13 protein-coding genes and 1 tRNA gene are annotated in these 16,729 nt (G+C 45.7%); 4 read left to right on the top strand and 10 right to left on the bottom strand.

From position 1 onward, the window contains the following. Positions 1-72: 72 nt before the first annotated feature. The 3 genes from LMJ53_RS08180 to LMJ53_RS08170 form a co-directional block, all read right to left on the bottom strand. Positions 73-1,503: a glycogen synthase gene (locus LMJ53_RS08180; RefSeq protein ID WP_229585606.1), complete on the bottom strand. Its 1,431-nt coding sequence runs from the start codon at positions 1,501-1,503 to the stop codon at positions 73-75. Between the two features lie 29 nt (positions 1,504-1,532). Further along, entirely contained in the window at positions 1,533-2,771 is a 1,239-nt protein-coding gene (gene glgC, locus LMJ53_RS08175; RefSeq protein ID WP_226751637.1) for a glucose-1-phosphate adenylyltransferase, read from the bottom strand. A 273-nt stretch (positions 2,772-3,044) separates the two neighbouring features. After that, entirely contained in the window at positions 3,045-5,063 is a 2,019-nt protein-coding gene (locus LMJ53_RS08170) for an FAD-dependent oxidoreductase (RefSeq protein ID WP_229585605.1), read from the bottom strand. 171 nt (positions 5,064-5,234) lie between these two features. On the opposite strand from LMJ53_RS08170, the gene sppA reads away from it, so the two are divergent. Together sppA and ansA are read left to right on the top strand one after the other, a co-directional pair. Continuing rightward, the gene (sppA, locus tag LMJ53_RS08165) at positions 5,235-7,115 is read left to right on the top strand and encodes a signal peptide peptidase SppA (protein ID WP_229585604.1); all 1,881 of its coding nucleotides are present in this window, start codon (positions 5,235-5,237) and stop codon (positions 7,113-7,115) included. Positions 7,116-7,175: 60 nt separating this feature from the next. Further along, entirely contained in the window at positions 7,176-8,189 is a 1,014-nt protein-coding gene (gene ansA, locus LMJ53_RS08160) for an asparaginase (RefSeq protein ID WP_229585603.1), read from the top strand. A 3-nt stretch (positions 8,190-8,192) separates the two neighbouring features. Here the strand turns inward: ansA and LMJ53_RS08155 are convergent, their stop codons facing one another. From LMJ53_RS08155 to LMJ53_RS08125, 7 genes are all read right to left on the bottom strand, one after another. Further along, positions 8,193-10,910, bottom strand: a complete 2,718-nt coding sequence (locus tag LMJ53_RS08155; RefSeq protein WP_229585602.1) for a DUF349 domain-containing protein — start codon at positions 10,908-10,910, stop codon at positions 8,193-8,195. Further along, the gene (locus LMJ53_RS08150) at positions 10,900-11,181 is read right to left on the bottom strand and encodes a YeaC family protein (protein WP_229585601.1); all 282 of its coding nucleotides are present in this window, start codon (positions 11,179-11,181) and stop codon (positions 10,900-10,902) included. Before LMJ53_RS08150 ends, LMJ53_RS08155 begins: the two co-directional genes overlap by 11 nt. 1 nt (position 11,182) lies before the next feature. Next, positions 11,183-11,509 carry a zinc ribbon domain-containing protein gene (locus LMJ53_RS08145; RefSeq protein ID WP_226751643.1) on the bottom strand — a complete coding sequence of 109 codons (327 nt, stop codon included), beginning with the start codon at positions 11,507-11,509 and terminating at the stop codon, positions 11,183-11,185. 12 nt (positions 11,510-11,521) lie between these two features. Continuing rightward, positions 11,522-12,649: a M14 family metallopeptidase gene (locus tag LMJ53_RS08140; RefSeq protein WP_229585600.1), complete on the bottom strand. Its 1,128-nt coding sequence runs from the start codon at positions 12,647-12,649 to the stop codon at positions 11,522-11,524. An 81-nt stretch (positions 12,650-12,730) separates the two neighbouring features. Further along, positions 12,731-12,976: a DUF2960 domain-containing protein gene (locus LMJ53_RS08135; RefSeq protein ID WP_226751645.1), complete on the bottom strand. Its 246-nt coding sequence runs from the start codon at positions 12,974-12,976 to the stop codon at positions 12,731-12,733. A 12-nt stretch (positions 12,977-12,988) separates the two neighbouring features. Next, positions 12,989-13,834: an EamA family transporter gene (locus LMJ53_RS08130; RefSeq protein WP_229585599.1), complete on the bottom strand. Its 846-nt coding sequence runs from the start codon at positions 13,832-13,834 to the stop codon at positions 12,989-12,991. Further along, a complete protein-coding gene (locus LMJ53_RS08125; protein WP_229585598.1) occupies positions 13,831-14,952 on the bottom strand; it encodes a 1-acyl-sn-glycerol-3-phosphate acyltransferase in 1,122 nt (373 codons plus the stop codon). Before LMJ53_RS08125 ends, LMJ53_RS08130 begins: the two co-directional genes overlap by 4 nt. A gap of 231 nt (positions 14,953-15,183) precedes the next feature. Here LMJ53_RS08125 and LMJ53_RS08120 point away from each other — a divergent pair. Together LMJ53_RS08120 and LMJ53_RS08115 are read left to right on the top strand one after the other, a co-directional pair. Beyond that, positions 15,184-15,260 (top strand) — tRNA-Pro (locus LMJ53_RS08120). A gap of 234 nt (positions 15,261-15,494) precedes the next feature. Beyond that, positions 15,495-16,727 carry a tyrosine-type recombinase/integrase gene (locus tag LMJ53_RS08115; RefSeq protein WP_229585597.1) on the top strand — a complete coding sequence of 411 codons (1,233 nt, stop codon included), beginning with the start codon at positions 15,495-15,497 and terminating at the stop codon, positions 16,725-16,727. Positions 16,728-16,729 lie beyond the last annotated feature (2 nt).

Below are 16,729 nucleotides of genomic sequence, written 5' to 3'. Positions count from 1 at the left end.
ACCTTTTCAAAAGCGTTAATGCAGGCTACCAAATATTGCTGATTTTCTCACGGCAATTTTTCAATAAAACCGTTAACTGCATAAATCCTCAGCAAGGTGCACATTTCTTGCCTTCAGATACAAGGCTTGATATTCGTTAACAGCAGCAGGCCAGCTAAAATTTTGCTGCATGCCGCGTTGTTGCACTTGCTGGTACTGTTTCGGTTGTTGATATAGCGTTTCTGCTTGTTCTAAGGCCGACTGCATGGCTTCAACACTGATTTCAGTAAAGCCAATGCCAGTTGCCGCAGCACCAGGCCAAGGTTGAACCGTATCGCGTAACCCACCCGTTAACCGCACTAAAGGCACGGTGCCATACTTTAAGCTGTAAAGTTGATTTAAACCACAAGGCTCAAATAACGACGGCATTAAAAAGAAGTCACCGCCCGCTTCCGTTTGATGGGCTAAGCGCTCATCAAAACCTTCGAAGAAACGAAATTGCGCGTTAAAGTCATGTTGTAACTGATAAAGCTGTCGACAATACTCAGCGTCACCACTGCCCACAAGAAATACCTGCGCCGTGGTGTTGGGTAACCACCGACGTAAGGCCGGAATTAAATAATCAAAGCCTTTTTGCCCGGTAATACGGCTAACCGCAACAAACAATGGCACATCGAGCTCGGCTAAATTAAAGCGTTGGCGTAAATGGGATTTACATTGCGCTTTACCGCTTAAATCATGAATACTGAAGTTCGCGCTCAGCGCATCATCCGTGGCGGGATCCCACTGTTGATAATCACAACCGTTTAAGATACCAACAAAATCAGCGGCACGGCGTTGATACAGTGCCGACAAGCCATTAGCCGCAGGCTCGGTCATTAATTCATCCCGATAACCTACACTAACGGTATTCAGCTTAGTAGCATGACGAATACCCTGCTCTAGCATATTTAAAAATTGATCATCATTAGCCTGCAAGCCTAAACGGCCAAACCAATAATGATCAGTTGTGAGCTGATACGCACCATTATGGATGGTATAGACAAAGGGTATTCCCCCTAATACCGGATCATGGGCGTAATGCTGTTTTAAATAAGCTGCGGCAACTCCAGTTTGCCAATCATGACCATGGATAATATCGACTTCAGGTAAATAATGTTTGGCCCACTCCAACGCCGCTTTGCAAAAAAAGCCAAAGCGTAGCGGATTATCAGCATAACCATGTTTACCGTCATCGTAGGGGCGTTCACGTTGAAAGAAATCATCGTGCTCTACTACGCGAATATCGACATCATGGGATAATAACTGACGCACCGCACAGCCATATTCCTGACCTCCTAACTCAAAAAACAGCGCGTCAGACTCACCCGTCGGACGGCTGTATAAAGGCGCATAGCGCGGGAGCATCACGGTCACTTCATGGCCTGCGGCTTTGAGGTTAATGGCCAAGCCATAACAGGCATCGGCCAAACCACCGGTTTTAATTAAGCCTTCGTATTCACTGCATAACAACAAAATCTGCACTGCTAATTCCTTAATCGGTTGTGCCGAGCTTACTCATCATCAAAGCCGATCCGGGCGCCTTTAGGGATCACCACAACTCCGCCTGCAGACACATGAAAACGCTTGCGATCGGCTTCTAAATCCTCACCAATCACCGTGTTGGGCGCGATACGCACATCTTTATCAATAATACAGCGACGGATCCGACAACCACGACCAATGTCGTTATTGCCCATTAACACACTCTTTTCGATATAACTGTGGCTATGCACGTTAACGTTATAACCGAGGATAGACTGATAAATAATCGCACCACTGATAATAGAACCCGCGGCAACCATTGAGCTTATCGCTTGGCCGGTTCGATTAGCTTGATCGTGCACAAATTTTGCTGGCGGTACTGGCGGCGTATAGCTGCGTAACGGCCAAAAACGGTTATAAACATCGAACGGGGGATCAATCGAGATTAAATCCATATTCGCTTCGTAATAAGAATCGATGGTGCCTACATCACGCCAGTAACCAGCGCTGCTCTGTGATTCGCCGCGAATATGGTTGGTAGAGAAGTCATAAACATACACTTCGCCCTGCGGATAAAGCCCTGGAATAATGTTGTGGCCAAAGTCATGCTTGGAATCGGGCTGTGCGGCATCTGCATTTAGCACATTCACTAAACAATTGGCTTCAAAAATATAGTTACCCATCGATGCCAATACCATGTCTGGTTGGCCTGGGATCGTTTTAGGATTACTTTTGGGTTTTTCTTCAAAACCGATCATCCGACCGTCGGCATCGACCTCGATAATACCAAACTCATGAGCTTGTTCTTTCGGTACAGGGATAGCAGCAACGGTTAGTTTCGCATTTTTATTACGATGAAAGTCTAACATCTGGCGAATATCCATTTTATAGATGTGATCGCCACCGAACACACAAACATGCTCTGGATCTAAACCTTCAATCAAATGCAAATTCTGATAAATAGCATCTGCCGTACCTAAGTACCAATGCTTACCTGTTTGCATTTGCGCGGGAATGGGATCGATAAATCGATTGGATACACCGCCTACTCGCCATGCGCGGCTTAAATGCTTCATCAATGAATGCGATTTAAACTGCGTAATAACGAAAATCTGCAGTAGATCAGCGTTTACAAAGTTATTTAAAACAAAATCGATAATACGATAATTGCCACCAAAAGGAACAGCCGGTTTCGCACGAACCGCTGTTAAAGGTGATAAGCGGGTGCCTTCGCCACCTGCCAATATCATAGTTAACACTCCAGACATATATATTCCTCTGTATTTTTTATTAGTATGTAACCGCTTACATTTTTTTTATAACCACAATTTATCAGTTAAGTTGTTGTTGATCGCGCGGGTGGAATTGATTCATTACGATTGTAGAGTCCTTCATTAATCGGTATTGATTTAACATAGCATCAAAAACTAGATTTATGTAGTACCAAAAAAGAAGAAAATAAAACGGCCACCTGAAAAGTGGCCGTAAGAAGAGCTTAACCCTGGTGTACCGCAATAAATTGCGGCTAAAAATAGCAAATATTAAATTGCCGCAGCGAGTTCTGCACCTTGGCGGATCGCCCTTTTTGCATCCAGTTCAGCAGCAACATCAGCACCGCCAATTAAATGTACGTGTTGGCCGGCCGCCTGTAACTCGGCTTGTAAGGCACGCAGGGGCACCTGTCCGGCACAAATCACCACATTATCCACAGCTAGACAGCGCTCTTGGTCATTTAAACTGATCCAAAGGCCAGCGTCATCCACACGCAGATAGTTCACCCCCGCCATCATCTCTACGCCTTTTTTCTGCAAAGAAGCGCGATGTGCCCAGCCAGAGGTTTTACCTAAACCACCGCCTACCTTACTGGCTTTGCGCTGTAATAAATAGACTTTACGTTCGGCTTTAGCTGGTGTCTGGCTACTTAATAAAGCGCCGCGGCTTTGATAGGTTTTATCAACGCCCCAATCGGCTAACCACGCATCAGGTTGTAAGGTCAGTGAATGTTTTTCTAATAAAAACTCAGCGACATCAAAACCAATACCGCCCGCCCCAATAATAGCGACGTTTTGGCCAACGGCTTTGTGATCGCGCAATACATCTAAATAGCTCAGCACTTTAGGATGATCTTGCCCTGCTAAACCTATATCACGCGGCAGTATACCGGTAGCTAAAATGACTTCATCAAATTGCCCAGCCAGAATACTTGCCGCAGTTTGTTGCTCATTAAGGTGTAATGTTACCGCGTGTACCTTCAACATTTTGGCAAAATAACGCAGTGTTTCATGAAACTCCTCTTTACCAGGAATTTGTTTGGCATAATTAAACTGGCCGCCAATCTCTGCGGCTTTATCAAACAAATGCACTTCATGGCCACGCTGCGCCGCGTAAACACTAAAGGCAAGCCCGGCCGGACCGGCACCAATAACGGCCAATTTTTTCCGTTTACTGGCGGGATTAAAATTTAACTCGGTTTCATAACACGCCCTTGGGTTAACCAAACAACTGGCACGTTTTTGTTGAAATACGTGATCTAAACAGGCTTGATTACAGGCAATACAGGTATTAATTTCGTCCGCTTGATCGGCAGCCGCTTTATTAACAAAGTCGGCATCGGCTAAAAAGGGGCGTGCCATACAAATCAGATCAGCTTGGCCTTTGACTAAAATGTCTTCTGCTACGCCAGGATCATTAATGCGGTTAGTGGCGATAACCGGCACATTGAGTTGTTGCCGAACCCGCTCTGTGATCCAAGTAAAAGCCGCTCGGGGCACCCGAGTCGTGATGGTTGGAATACGCGCTTCATGCCAGCCGATGCCGGTATTAATTAAAGTCGCGCCTGCCGCTGCCACACCCTGGCCAAGTGCAACAACCTCATCAAAGGTATTACCATCCTCAACTAAATCCAGCATAGATAGCCGATAGATAATAATAAAGTCAGCACCACACTTCTCGCGCACCGCTCGCACGGTTTCTAAAGCAAAACGACTGCGGTTTTCAAAACTACCGCCCCAATCATCAGTACGATGATTGGTACGCTGACAAATAAATTGGTTTATCAAGTAGCCTTCAGAGCCCATGATTTCCACACCGTCATAACCGGCTTTTTTAGCGAGGCTGGCCGCATGGGCAAAGTCTTTAATAGTCCCGCGGATCTGTCGATCGGATAACTCAGAAGGTTTAAAAGGCGTAATAGGCGATTTAATGTTACTTGGCGCGACATTAAAAGGATGATAACCATAACGGCCCGCATGCAATAATTGCAGGCAAATCTTTGCACCGTGCTTTTGCACCGCCGCAGTAACCGGTTTGTGTTTGGCAACTTGCCACCAAAAACTCAGTTGGCTACCAAAAGGCACCAAGTTGCCGCGAAAGTTTGGGCTAATGCCACCGGTAATAATTAAACCCACACCGCCTTTGGCTCGTTCTTCATAAAACGCGGCCAATTTTTCGAAACCGTTTTTTTCTTCTTCTAAGCCGGTATGCATTGAACCCATAATTACCCGATTTTTAAGTTGGGTAAAGCCTAAATCTAATGGCGCTAATAAGTGTTGATATGCCACATCACCCTCTCTGGTCGTACCTGTTTAATCGCTAAAATGTAGCTGCTTTGCTGCCGATACGCAAGTGATATACATTTTCTTACAAATTCCACATAGCCTTTGCTGAAAAATTCGTTAGCATTAACTGTGGATGCTTATGAATTTTAAACGAGAATTAACAGGACACATATTATGTCAGAGAAAAAGAAAGGATTATTTAGGCGCTTATTTGGCGCAATCTGGTCAGTCTATCGGGGCTTTCGCGCTACCGTTTTGAACATTATCTTTATTTGCTTAGTGTTGGTCATCGGCAGTGCCCTGTTTAGTGGTGGCGATAAAGTACAGATTGCCGATACCAGCGCATTATATCTGAACCTTCGTGGTGATCTTGTTGAACAAAAACGTTATGTTGACCCCATGGCTGCGGCAATTAATGAAGCGGCCGGTGGTCAAGAAGAAGCGCCAGAAATGCTGGTTACCGATGTGGTTAAAGTGATTAACCATGCGGCAAAAGACAACCGCATTCAAGTGATGGTGATGGATCTGTCGGCGCTAGGTGGCGGTTCTTTAGATAAATTAAAAAGCGTCGGTAAAGCTTTAGAAGCCTTTAAAGCCAGTGGCAAAAAGATTTTTGCCTACGGTGCTTACTACGGCCAAAATCAATACTTCTTAGCCAGCTACGCCGATCAAATCGCACTAGAGCCGATGGGCGCAGTGTTATTAGAAGGCTATGGTAGCTACCCTATGTACTACAAAAATGCCTTAGAAAAACTGAAAGTCAGTACGCATGTTTTCCGCGTTGGTACTTATAAATCCGCGGTAGAACCTTTTACCCGTAATGACATGTCAGATGCCGCAAAAGAAGCGAATTCAGCTTGGTTAAATGAATTATGGGCTGATTACAAGCAACAAGTTGCCGAGCGTCGTGGCTTCGGTATTGATAACTTCGATGAAACCTTCGCTGCGATGTACAGCAAACTGCAAGCCGCTGAAGGTGACTTAGGTCAATATGCGTTAACCAGCAAGTGGGTAGATGCCGTGCAAACCCGTGAACAGTTCCGTAATAGCATGATCGCCATTGTCGGCAAAAATGACAAAAACACCTATAACCATGTCACCTTTGGTGAATACAAAAAAATGGTGATCCCGGCTAAGCAATTTGATAACCCGATCACAGAAAAAATTGCCGTGGTGGTCGCTCGCGGTACCATTATTGATGGCACAGCTAAACCGGGCATGATCGGCGGTGATTCTACCGCTGCGCTGCTTCGTCGTGCGCGCCATGATGATAAAGTGAAAGCAGTCGTGCTGCGTATCGACAGCGGCGGCGGCAGCGCTTTTGCCTCTGAAGTCATTGGCCAAGAAATCACCCTATTACGTGAAGCAGGTAAGCCTGTTATCGCCTCAATGGGTGCAGTTGCAGCGTCAGGCGGTTACTGGATTGCAGCACCTGCCAACGAAATTTGGGCCTCACCGACTACCATTACGGGTTCAATCGGGATCTTTGGTTTATTACACACATTTGAAAATGCGATGTCGACCATTGGTTTAAATGTTGATGGTGTCGGTACAACAGAGCTGGCTGGTTTCTCTGCCGGTATGCCTTTATTTAAAGGCTTATCTGAGCCAGCGAAAGACATGATGCAATTGCTGATCGAACGTGGTTATACCGAGTTTTTAACCATGGTGGGTAAAAACCGCAATATGAGCAATGAAGACGTTGATAAAGTTGCACAAGGCCGTGTTTGGACGGGTTCTAAAGCACTTGAGTTAGGTTTAGTCGATAAACTGGGTACTTTTGATGATGCGATTGCTCGTGCTGCAGAAATGGCCGGTTTAAGCCAATACGACATCACGGTAGTGCAACCAGAACTTAGCCCCACTGAGCAAATCATTGCGGATTTATTTGGTGCAGCAAAAGCGAAAGGCTGGTTACCTAGTGCAACGATGCAACCAGAGCAACGTGCGCTTCGTCAGTTAACTCAGCAAGTTAAACAAGATTTTGTTTTAATGAATCAGTTTAACGATCCAAACGGTATCTACTCTTACTGCTTAAGCTGCCAGATAAACTGACAGCAAGCGTAATTCTGATTACAATGCCCGGTATTATCCGGGCATTTTTTTAGGTGTTTTATGCAAAGAAAACGTATTTATGTCGCTTACACTGGCGGTACCATTGGTATGCAACAATCCGATAAAGGCTTTGTGCCAGTACCGGGTTTTTTAACCGACACCGTAAAACGCATGCCCGAGTTTTATCGGCCAGAAATGCCAGAATTCGATATTCATGAATATCATCCGGTTATCGACTCGTCAGATATGACACCCGCGCATTGGCTTACTATTGCCAAAGATATTCAAGAAAACTATCAACATTATGATGGCTTTGTGGTGCTGCATGGTACTGACACCATGGCTTATACCGCTTCCGCTTTATCATTTATGTTAGAGAACTTATCAAAACCGGTGATTATTACCGGCTCACAGATCCCGTTAGCGCAACTGCGCTCAGACGGCCAAGTTAACTTACTTAATGCGCTGTATTTAGCGGCAAATTACCCCATCGCTGAAGTGGCATTGTTTTTTAATAATCAATTATTTCGTGGTAATCGTGCCACTAAAGCCGATGCCGATGGTTTTAATGCTTTCGCATCACCCAATATGCCGGCCTTACTTGAAGCCGGGATCCATATTAACCTGCATGCAGGCAAAATCACCCATACTGTAACAGCCCTGCCACTCGAGGTTGCCGAGATCACCCCCCAACCGATCAGTGTCGTCACGCTGTATCCAGGTATTACCACAGACGTGATCCGCAATATGCTGGCACCACCGGTACGCGCCTTAATTATTAAATCTTTTGGTGTGGGTAATGCCCCACAACGGCCAGAATTACTGCAGGTGTTACAGCAAGCCAGTGAACAAGGGCAAATTTTAGTCAATTGCACGCAATGTTTTAAAGGCAAAGTGAATATGGATGGTTATGCCACGGGCAAGGCGTTGCGTGATAGCGGCGTGATCAGTGGCTTTGATATGACCTTGGAAGCGACCTTAACTAAGTTACATTACCTGCTGAGTAAGCCATTAACCGCAGAAGAAATTCGCCAGCAGATGCAACAGGATCTGCGTGGCGAATTAACGCTTTAACCGTTAAAACAGCGCGGCAACGCGCTTTAACAACGGTTTTTCTTGTTGGGCAACCGGACCATGCGCAAGCCATTGCTGTAACAGCTGCTCTGGTGTTAATTGTTGCCCCGCATTATGTTTTAACGATAACAAGGCCAGTTGCACTTGTTGGCGCTCTGCCGCACTGCTTTGCTCAACATTTTGCTCTGACATCAGCTCTAACGCGATGGTCAGTTGTGAACGAGTTAAACTTGGCTGCGGCAAACTTAAAGCTTCACGATAGCTCTGTGGTAATTGCTCCGCTTTAATATCGCCCTGCTCTAATACGTCAAATAAGGTTTGTAACTCTTGACGTTGTGCCGACTTTTGCAACTGCTTTTGCCGTTGTTGCAATTGCTGACTGAGCTCTTGATATTGCTGTCGCACCCCAGCGCTGTCGGGTAAACTCAGTTGACGTAACTGTGCTTGTACCGCTTGCAACGCGCCAGCGCTGGTGGCTTGCGCTAAGGTCGTATTCAGCGTAGCTAATTGCTCTGATACCAACTGGGCAACTTGCTGCTCAGCTTGCTGCTGTAGTTTGTACTCTTCGTTGCGTTTTTCAAAAAAGCTATCACACAGTGCACGAAACTCTAACCACAACGCTTGATCTTGCTGACGACCGGCAAAACCAAAGGTCTTCCAGCGTTGCTGCAATTCTTTCAGCACCTGTGCTGTTTTGGCGCCGTCTTCTAAGGTCATGGCCAATTTCGCTTCCGCAATCAATGCCGCCTTACCCGCCGCTTGTTGCTGCTGCGCCGAAGCCACTTTGTCTTTTAAACGTTTGCTCAGTTCTTGAAATTGTTGTTGCAACGCTTGGTAATCACGCCGATTAACCGCGCCACTTTCACGCCAACGTTGGCTTAACTGCCGAAAAGCGGCATCTAAATCCCGTTCTGGTAATTCTGCTTCGACTAAATTGCCAAGCTCTTGTAATAATTGCTGACGTTGCTGTAAATGCAGTTCGCGCTCAGCATCTTGCTGAGCAAACACCTGGCGGCAAGGTTCAAAAGCCGCTTCACAGGCTGCATCAAAAGCCTGATTCAAGCTTTCTTCGGCAGCGGGATCTGCTTTACCTAAAGACTTCCAGTTTGCGCGGGCCAGTTTCACTTGCTCAGCACGCGCTTTGGCATCTTGCAAAGGGCTATTTGCCAGCTCAGTTATTTCGCTTAACAACGCGGTTTTACGTGGCGTGGCAATATACTGCTGCAAAGACTCTAATTCAGTTTGTAAACTGCTGATCTCGGCAAACTCTTTTTCAAATTGCTGCTGGGCTTCTGCAGATAAGTTTGCCACATCGGCCGTCATGCCTTTATACAAACCAAACAGCACTTTATAGCGCCCTGCCGCGTGTAAACGTTTGTATTCGGCACACTTGCTACGAAGCTGGCGCAGCTCTTTTTGTTGCTGTTGTTTAATATGGCTCAGCGCTTGTTGCCACTGTTGACGTAACTGCTTGAATTGTTCGTTTAACTCAGCAGGTAAACTTGCACTGAAACCTTTACTGGCACTGCGCCAAGCATCAGCAAAATCTTGCCATTGCTGCTCGGCTGCCGCTAACTGCTCAGCACGGTTAGGCAAAGGCTGTTCACTAAACGCATTGAGCAATTGCTGGATCGACGTGAGCGCTTTATTCAACTCGGGTAAACGTGCTAATTGCTGCTGCACCACCGTTAAACGTTGTTGCAAGGCGCTTTGCTCGGCATGGGCTAACTCGGCAGCATCCAGCTCTTCACATAACGCTGTGGCGGCGGCATCCAGTAAACCATTTTGCTCAGTACTGGCGACTTGTTGTAACTGCACCTGCAATTGTTGCTCTAGCTCACTGACCGCTTGCTGTAACTGCTGGGTTTTTAACACTTGGCGCGCTTTACGCTCAACTAAGGCTTGCTCGGCCTGTAGTTGGGCTAATTTTGGCGCTAACCATTCGGTTAAACGTTGGTCGAGCTGCTGAAACTTCTCTGAAAAACCCTGCGCTTCTTGTTCGGGTAATAACGATAACTCAGCGGCTAACACTTGCCATTGTTGTTGCAACTCTTGCTGTAACGCCGGCAGCTCGGCCAGCGTATGACGCTCGCGCAGCGCATTCAGCTTAGCCAGCAACAAGGTGATCTCTTTGCGTAAGCGAGGTGGCTTTTGCTTATCCGCCGCCATTTTCGCCAAGCGAGCCTGCAAGGTTTCAGCCAGCGAGGGTTCAAGTTGCTTACTGAGTTTCTCTAATTGTTTTTCATCTGTGATCTGTGCCAACAATTGCTGTTTTAAGGCGACAGGAAAGGCCGCATCTAACAAGGTTTGTTGAATTAACTCTGGGCGCTCTAACCGCTGTAGTAAGGCATAGCGCACATTCATATCGGCATCTTTTAGCGCCAGCGACTCTAAAATGCTGCTGCGATTACACTGCTCAATAAATTTCTGTTTTAACGGTGCGGCTACCCGATTCGCTAATAGTTGCTCAACAACTTGTTGCTCGGCATAGTGTTTTAAACGCTCTGCCGTGTCGTGTTTACTGGCTTGCCACCATAACGCAAAATCGTCTAACCGATGTAAAGCGGCTTTACGCACCGCTTCGGCGGCATCGTTAAAAGCGAGCTCGTGCAATACTTGCTTATGCTCAGCGCTGGTAGGTTGTAATGTTTCAAGTGCTTGCTGACGAATAGCGGCGTCTGGATGCTGCCATTTCGGTTTAAACCAGCGTTTAAAGATCATCGTGCGAAAACCTTGCAATAGCGGCAGGATCTGAAAACTGTTTTTTCAACTCTGCCTTGGATTTATGAACTATTTGTCCGTCTGGACCCACAGTGAAGATATCTTGAGACTTCAACACCTTAGACTGATACGCTAATACCAGTTGTAGTGTTTGCTCTTTTTGCTCTGCGCTTAACGGCGTGCCATCGGCCCAACGACCGGTGGCCACCGCCTCAGCTAGTTTGTTATAGGTGTCAGGTGCCATTGCACTGACCATCGCTGTAAAATCCATACTATTTTTTTCGCTTTAACCAAATAATTCGTGCGCGACACACCACATACCAACCAAAGCCTAAGGCTATCGCTACGGTTGAAACATATTGGTTATAACTGCCATTCTCAGGCTGCCACCAATACAAAATACCAAATCCGGCCAAAAATAACAGCAAGGCCAGCATTGACTGGTTCATCAGTGATTGCGCTTGGCGAGCCATTTGCTCTCGATGTTTCGAGGCCAGCTTTTCTGGGCTGGCTTCCCCTAAATTGGTTTTACACTTTGGACATTCTGCCGCTTTGTTTGAGATCCGATTTGCACACACCGGACAAGAAATAATTGCCATGTCTAATAGGTCCTATCGTAACTCATCAACTACGGCCAATACCGCGGTAAGGGTGTCATGGCCGAGTTTCATTGAACGTACATCTGACCAACCAAAAGCCTCGTCTGGCAGGTTGGCGTTATCTTTAAACGGCATTTCTAAGGTGTACGCTAAACAACCAAAGTGCTCAGCAACCCAGTTACTGCCCACCGTTAAATTCGCTTTACCCGGCTCGTCTTTGTCATAACCAAACTGGGTTTGAAACTCAGGTGTTACCAGTTGTAATGCCGTTTTAAATGCCTGCTCTAGCTGTTGCATTTTGGCATTGTAAGACGGAACACCTTCTGCGCCGGCCACAAAGTTATACGGCAGATTTTCGTCACCATGAATATCTAAGAACATGTCTAGGCCGATTTCTTGCATTTTTTCCCGAACTAAGTACACCTCTGGGCTTTCTGTCATGCTCGGGTTTTGCCATTCACGGTTTAAATTAACGCCTGCGGCGTTAGTCCGTAAATGCCCGCGCACACTGCCATCCGGGTTCATATTGGGCACAATGTAAAATACCGCTTTGGCTAACAGTAACCGAGCCACACCGTCATCTTCATCTAATAATCGATCCAGTAAGCCTTCAACAAACCATTCGGCCATCGTTTCGCCAGGGTGTTGCCGAGCAATGATCCAAATCTTCTTTTTATGCTCAGCTGGCTCGCCGACAACCAGCATGGTCATATCACGGCCATCCAGAGTTTCACCTAACTCGACTAACCGACAGTTGTAATCATTTTGGGCAAAGTGCAGCAAGTCTTGATGCCGTTCATAGCTATAAGGCGCAAAGTAAGCAAAATACACTGACTCCGCTTCTGGATAATGATGAATGGTTAATACGTTGTCTGCATAACTGGTATCTACGCGAAACCACGTTTGTCGATCATAAGAAGCCACCGCTTGATAACCTTCCCAGCCTTCTGGGTAAGCCGATTGGCCAGCATTCATAATTTTGATGGTGTGCGGTTCAGTGTGTGAGGTGTTTAAACGAAAGTGAAACCACTGAAAGAACTCTGATTGATGATCTTTTCGGATCGCCAATTGAATGTTTGCTGGATCCGTGGCGTGTAACACCTCGATATTACCACTGTCAAAATTGCAGGTGATTTTCATAACATTTTCTCTAATTTGGCATCATCAAATAACAGCGCGTACGGCAAATACCTTGGCCTGGCACGCCGGTCGCATATCGTGTTAGGGATTCTCTCGCACAAAGGCGATATCTGCAAATCCCATTTTACTGAATGATTGCGAGCGAAAGTTTTTTACTGCGGCTTTATCTTTAGCCGTATGGTGTAATTGCTGCTCCATGGCTAAAAACGCCGTAAGATCTATCCCTTCAGCTGCCGCAACGGCTTCATATAAATCAACAAAACGATCATAACTAAAGGCGATAACTTTCTTTTGGCCTTTAAAGGTGTAGCTAACTTGCCTAGCCATAAAACTTATTTCCTATACTGCGTGGCGACGACACAACCACAATGAAAGCAATAACAAAGCGATACCCAAGACTAACTTGGTTAAGTCTGTATCACGCTGCCAGATCAGAATATTGACCAGCAAACCTGCAGGGATCAAAGCATTATTCATCACCGCTAAGGTACCGCTAGAAACCTGTGAAGCGCCTTTGTTCCACCAAAAATAGCCTGCACCTGAAGCCACTAATCCTAGCCAAAGCAAAACTGCCCATTGTACTGACGTAGTGGGATATTGTGCTTGCCCCAGTAATAACCAAGCCGGTAGCGCAATCACTAAAGCACCGACATAAAACCAGCCAAATTGCTGATGGCCTGCGTTAAGGTGCGCTTTGCTGGCCATAAACTTTTTATAGCCCACCTGGCCTGCGGCAAAACAAAAGTTTGCCCCCTGCACCACTAAAAAGCCTAACCAATAATTCACTGCGGGTAGTGTATCGCGCATCACAGCTGCTGCCACTACGGCGAGTAAGGCAGCAAATAAAAAGCGGGGATTAAAATGGCCATCAAGCACATCATACAGCAATGTAATGTAGACCGGGGTAAAGATAGTAAACACCAGGATCTGTGGCACGCTCAGTAATAAAAAAGACTGATAATAAAAGATATACATTAAGCCTAATTGCACCGCGCCAAGTGCGGCCAATAAAAATGCATCGGCTAAGGCCACAGGTTTACGTAGCAGCCAAGGCAAAAACACCAGCACCGCGAGCGCAATACGCATTAACACCGCAAAATAAGCATCCACTTGGCCAGCCAAATAAACGCCAATTAAGCTAAACGAAAACGCCCACAGCAGTGTAACGGCAACTAAATAACTCACTCTAGTTCAGACTGCCTCATGATCGGAGCCGCATATAAGGCGCTCATTAATGAGATCGCGCCTTGCGGTACCGTTTGCAAACGCTGTTGCCATAACTCCACTAGTTTTTCATCAACCGAAGGATGTGTTAAACCTGCGGCCAGATAATTAACCGGATATAAACGGTAGTTTTGCCAAATTTGCTGGTCAATTAGCCGGGCAAGTGCATCGGGATCTGTAGGCACCTCGGTAAGTGGTTTTGCAAACGCCACATGAACCCGGCCTTTAAAGCCAACGATCCCTTTGATAATACTATCAATATCCTCAAATTCCGTTTTTTGGTAAGAACCAGAGGTTTGTTTTTGCCACAATTCGTTGATTTTATCGACATCGCAAGGATCATATTCGTAAGACAAACATACCGGCACAATATTTAGCCCTGCCATATATTCAGCAAAGCTTTCACCGCGTTTTTTGCCTTCCATATAAAACATTTTTAAAATCGCCGGATCCGTTTCATCCAAGCCATCTTTAGCACGACCTTCTTTTTGCGCGATCCACACAGAGTGTTTATGCTCTAACGAATGTTTAATGTAAGACGACAACAAGGTAAAGTTTTTCAGCATTTCACGTGGGCCTTTGGCACCGCGCTTAACAATAAAACTTTTATTTAATCGCATTAACTCCGAGGCGCAGGCCTTGCGTAATAAGTTGTCGCCAATGGCAATGCGCACGGTATCTAAACCATGGTGATATAAACACCAATTTACTAAAGCCGGATCCATCGCAATATCACGGTGATTAGAGACAAACAAGTAAGCTTTGCCTGGTGTTAAATGTTCTAAACCAGATACCGTGATTTTATTGGTACTACTTTCAATCATTCGCTCCATAAAGGTCGCGACCTGACGCTGTACCGCTTGTACGTTATCTAAACGTGACCAACGGCGTTTTAACGAGAATTTCACCAGCGGTGATAATAACCAGCCCAAAGGCCCAGCCAAATGCGGGAAACGATAATGGAGAATGGCATGAATAAATTCGTCATCTGCAATTAAACGGGCGATCGCTGGCGCGACTTCGTCATCATGATAAGGCCGGATATCGGCGTAAATATCTTGCTCTGCCACAGTACTCACTACTTTGTCTGGGTAAAAGAGCGCCTATTTTACTGTGTTATTCAGAATTAACCAGTATTTCGATTAAAAGGCAACGAGGTTAAATTAAAGGGTATAGCCATTCAGTTCAGTTGTGAATAACGGGTTATCACAAATTGTATCCCTATACCTCGCAATGATGCTGCTTTTTTCAACATACGATTCAATCAGCATTGCATTATCGCTGAGAATCATTATGATACGCGCTTGAGTCGGTACGTAGCGCAGCTTGGTAGCGCACTTCGCTGGGGGTGAAGGGGTCGGAGGTTCGAATCCTCTCGTACCGACCAAAATTCCTCTGTAAAAATCCTTAAAAAACCTTTACGAACCTCGCAAACCAGCTTAAACGCTGGGTTTTGCGCTTTCCGCTGTTTGCCTTGAATTCCGTTAAGGTATATATTTTATCGCATAGATACCCTAGCTAATAAGGGTACTTTTGCGGGGTATAAGCAGCTAGTAGTTAACTGATACCCCAAAGCCGATACCCTTTAGCAATCAAATGCTGAAAACTTTGAGGTGATAAAATGGCACTGACTGCATTACAGGTTGAAAAAGCTAAACAGCAGGAAAAGGATTACAAACTATCAGATGGAAGCGGCCTATACCTTTTAGTAAAAAAGAATGGCTCAAAATATTGGCGTTTGAAATATCGCTTTACCAATAAAGAACGACTTCTATCCATTGGTGTTTATCCTGATATAAGTTTAAAAGATGCGCGGTTAGCTCGGGATGAAGCTCGACGCCAGTTAGCACAAGGCATAGATCCAAGTGCAGAAAAACAAGCCAGAAAACTAGCCGGAAATATTGCAGCGGCAAACAGCTTTGAAGCAATTGGGCGCGAATGGCTAGATATTAAAATATCAGACAAAAGCAAAAGCTATCAGGTAAGAACAAAAGCAGCTTTAGTTAATGACTTATTCCCTTACATTGGTAAAAAACCAATAACTGAAATTAGTGCCCTAGATTTACTTGGAGCATTAAGGCGCATTGAAAACCGTGGCGCAATCGAGACGGCCCACAGAGCAAAACAAACAGCTGGTCAGGTTTTTAGATATGCTATTGCAACAGGCCGAGCCGATCGCGATATTAGTGCCGATCTAAAAGGCGCATTAAAAACGCCAGTATCAAAACATTTTCCATCGATAACAGATCCAACAGAAGTTGGACGCTTACTTATTGCTATAGATGGTTATACAGGCACCAAAACAGTAAAAGCAGCGTTACTGTTATCACCACTATTATTTTGCCGCCCAGGTGAAATCAGGCACCTTGAATGGTCTGAAATTGATTTTGAAAATGCGCGTATTGAGATCCCCGCCGAAAAAATGAAAATGCGGGAAGCTCATATTATCCCCTTGAGCAAACAGGCGCAGGCAATACTAGAAGAAATCCACTATGTAACAGGTCAATTTAAGTTCGTGTTCCCCTCCCAAAGAGGCCCTAGCCGCCCTTTATCCGATAACGGCGTACGTACGGCACTCAGAACACTAGGTTATGACAATGAAACTATGACACCCCATGGCTTTAGGGCAATGGCGCGGACGTTATTAGACGAGGTTTTAGGCTATCGCATTGAGTGGATCGAACAGCAGTTAGCACACGCAGTTAAGGACGCGAACGGCCGAGCATACAACAGAACGAAGCACCTACCCCAGCGAACAGAAATGATGCAACGGTGGGCTGATTATCTGGACACACTTCGCACTAGTGCAACCAACAACAATGTAATACCGGCAAAATTCGGCAATAGAGGTTAAGA

This window comes from Rheinheimera sp. UJ51 (assembly GCF_020819615.1).
GTDB classification, from domain to species: domain Bacteria; phylum Pseudomonadota; class Gammaproteobacteria; order Enterobacterales; family Alteromonadaceae; genus Alishewanella; species Alishewanella maricola.
Note: the sequence above shows the minus strand (reverse complement) of the source record. Positions and strands in the feature narration are given on the sequence as shown.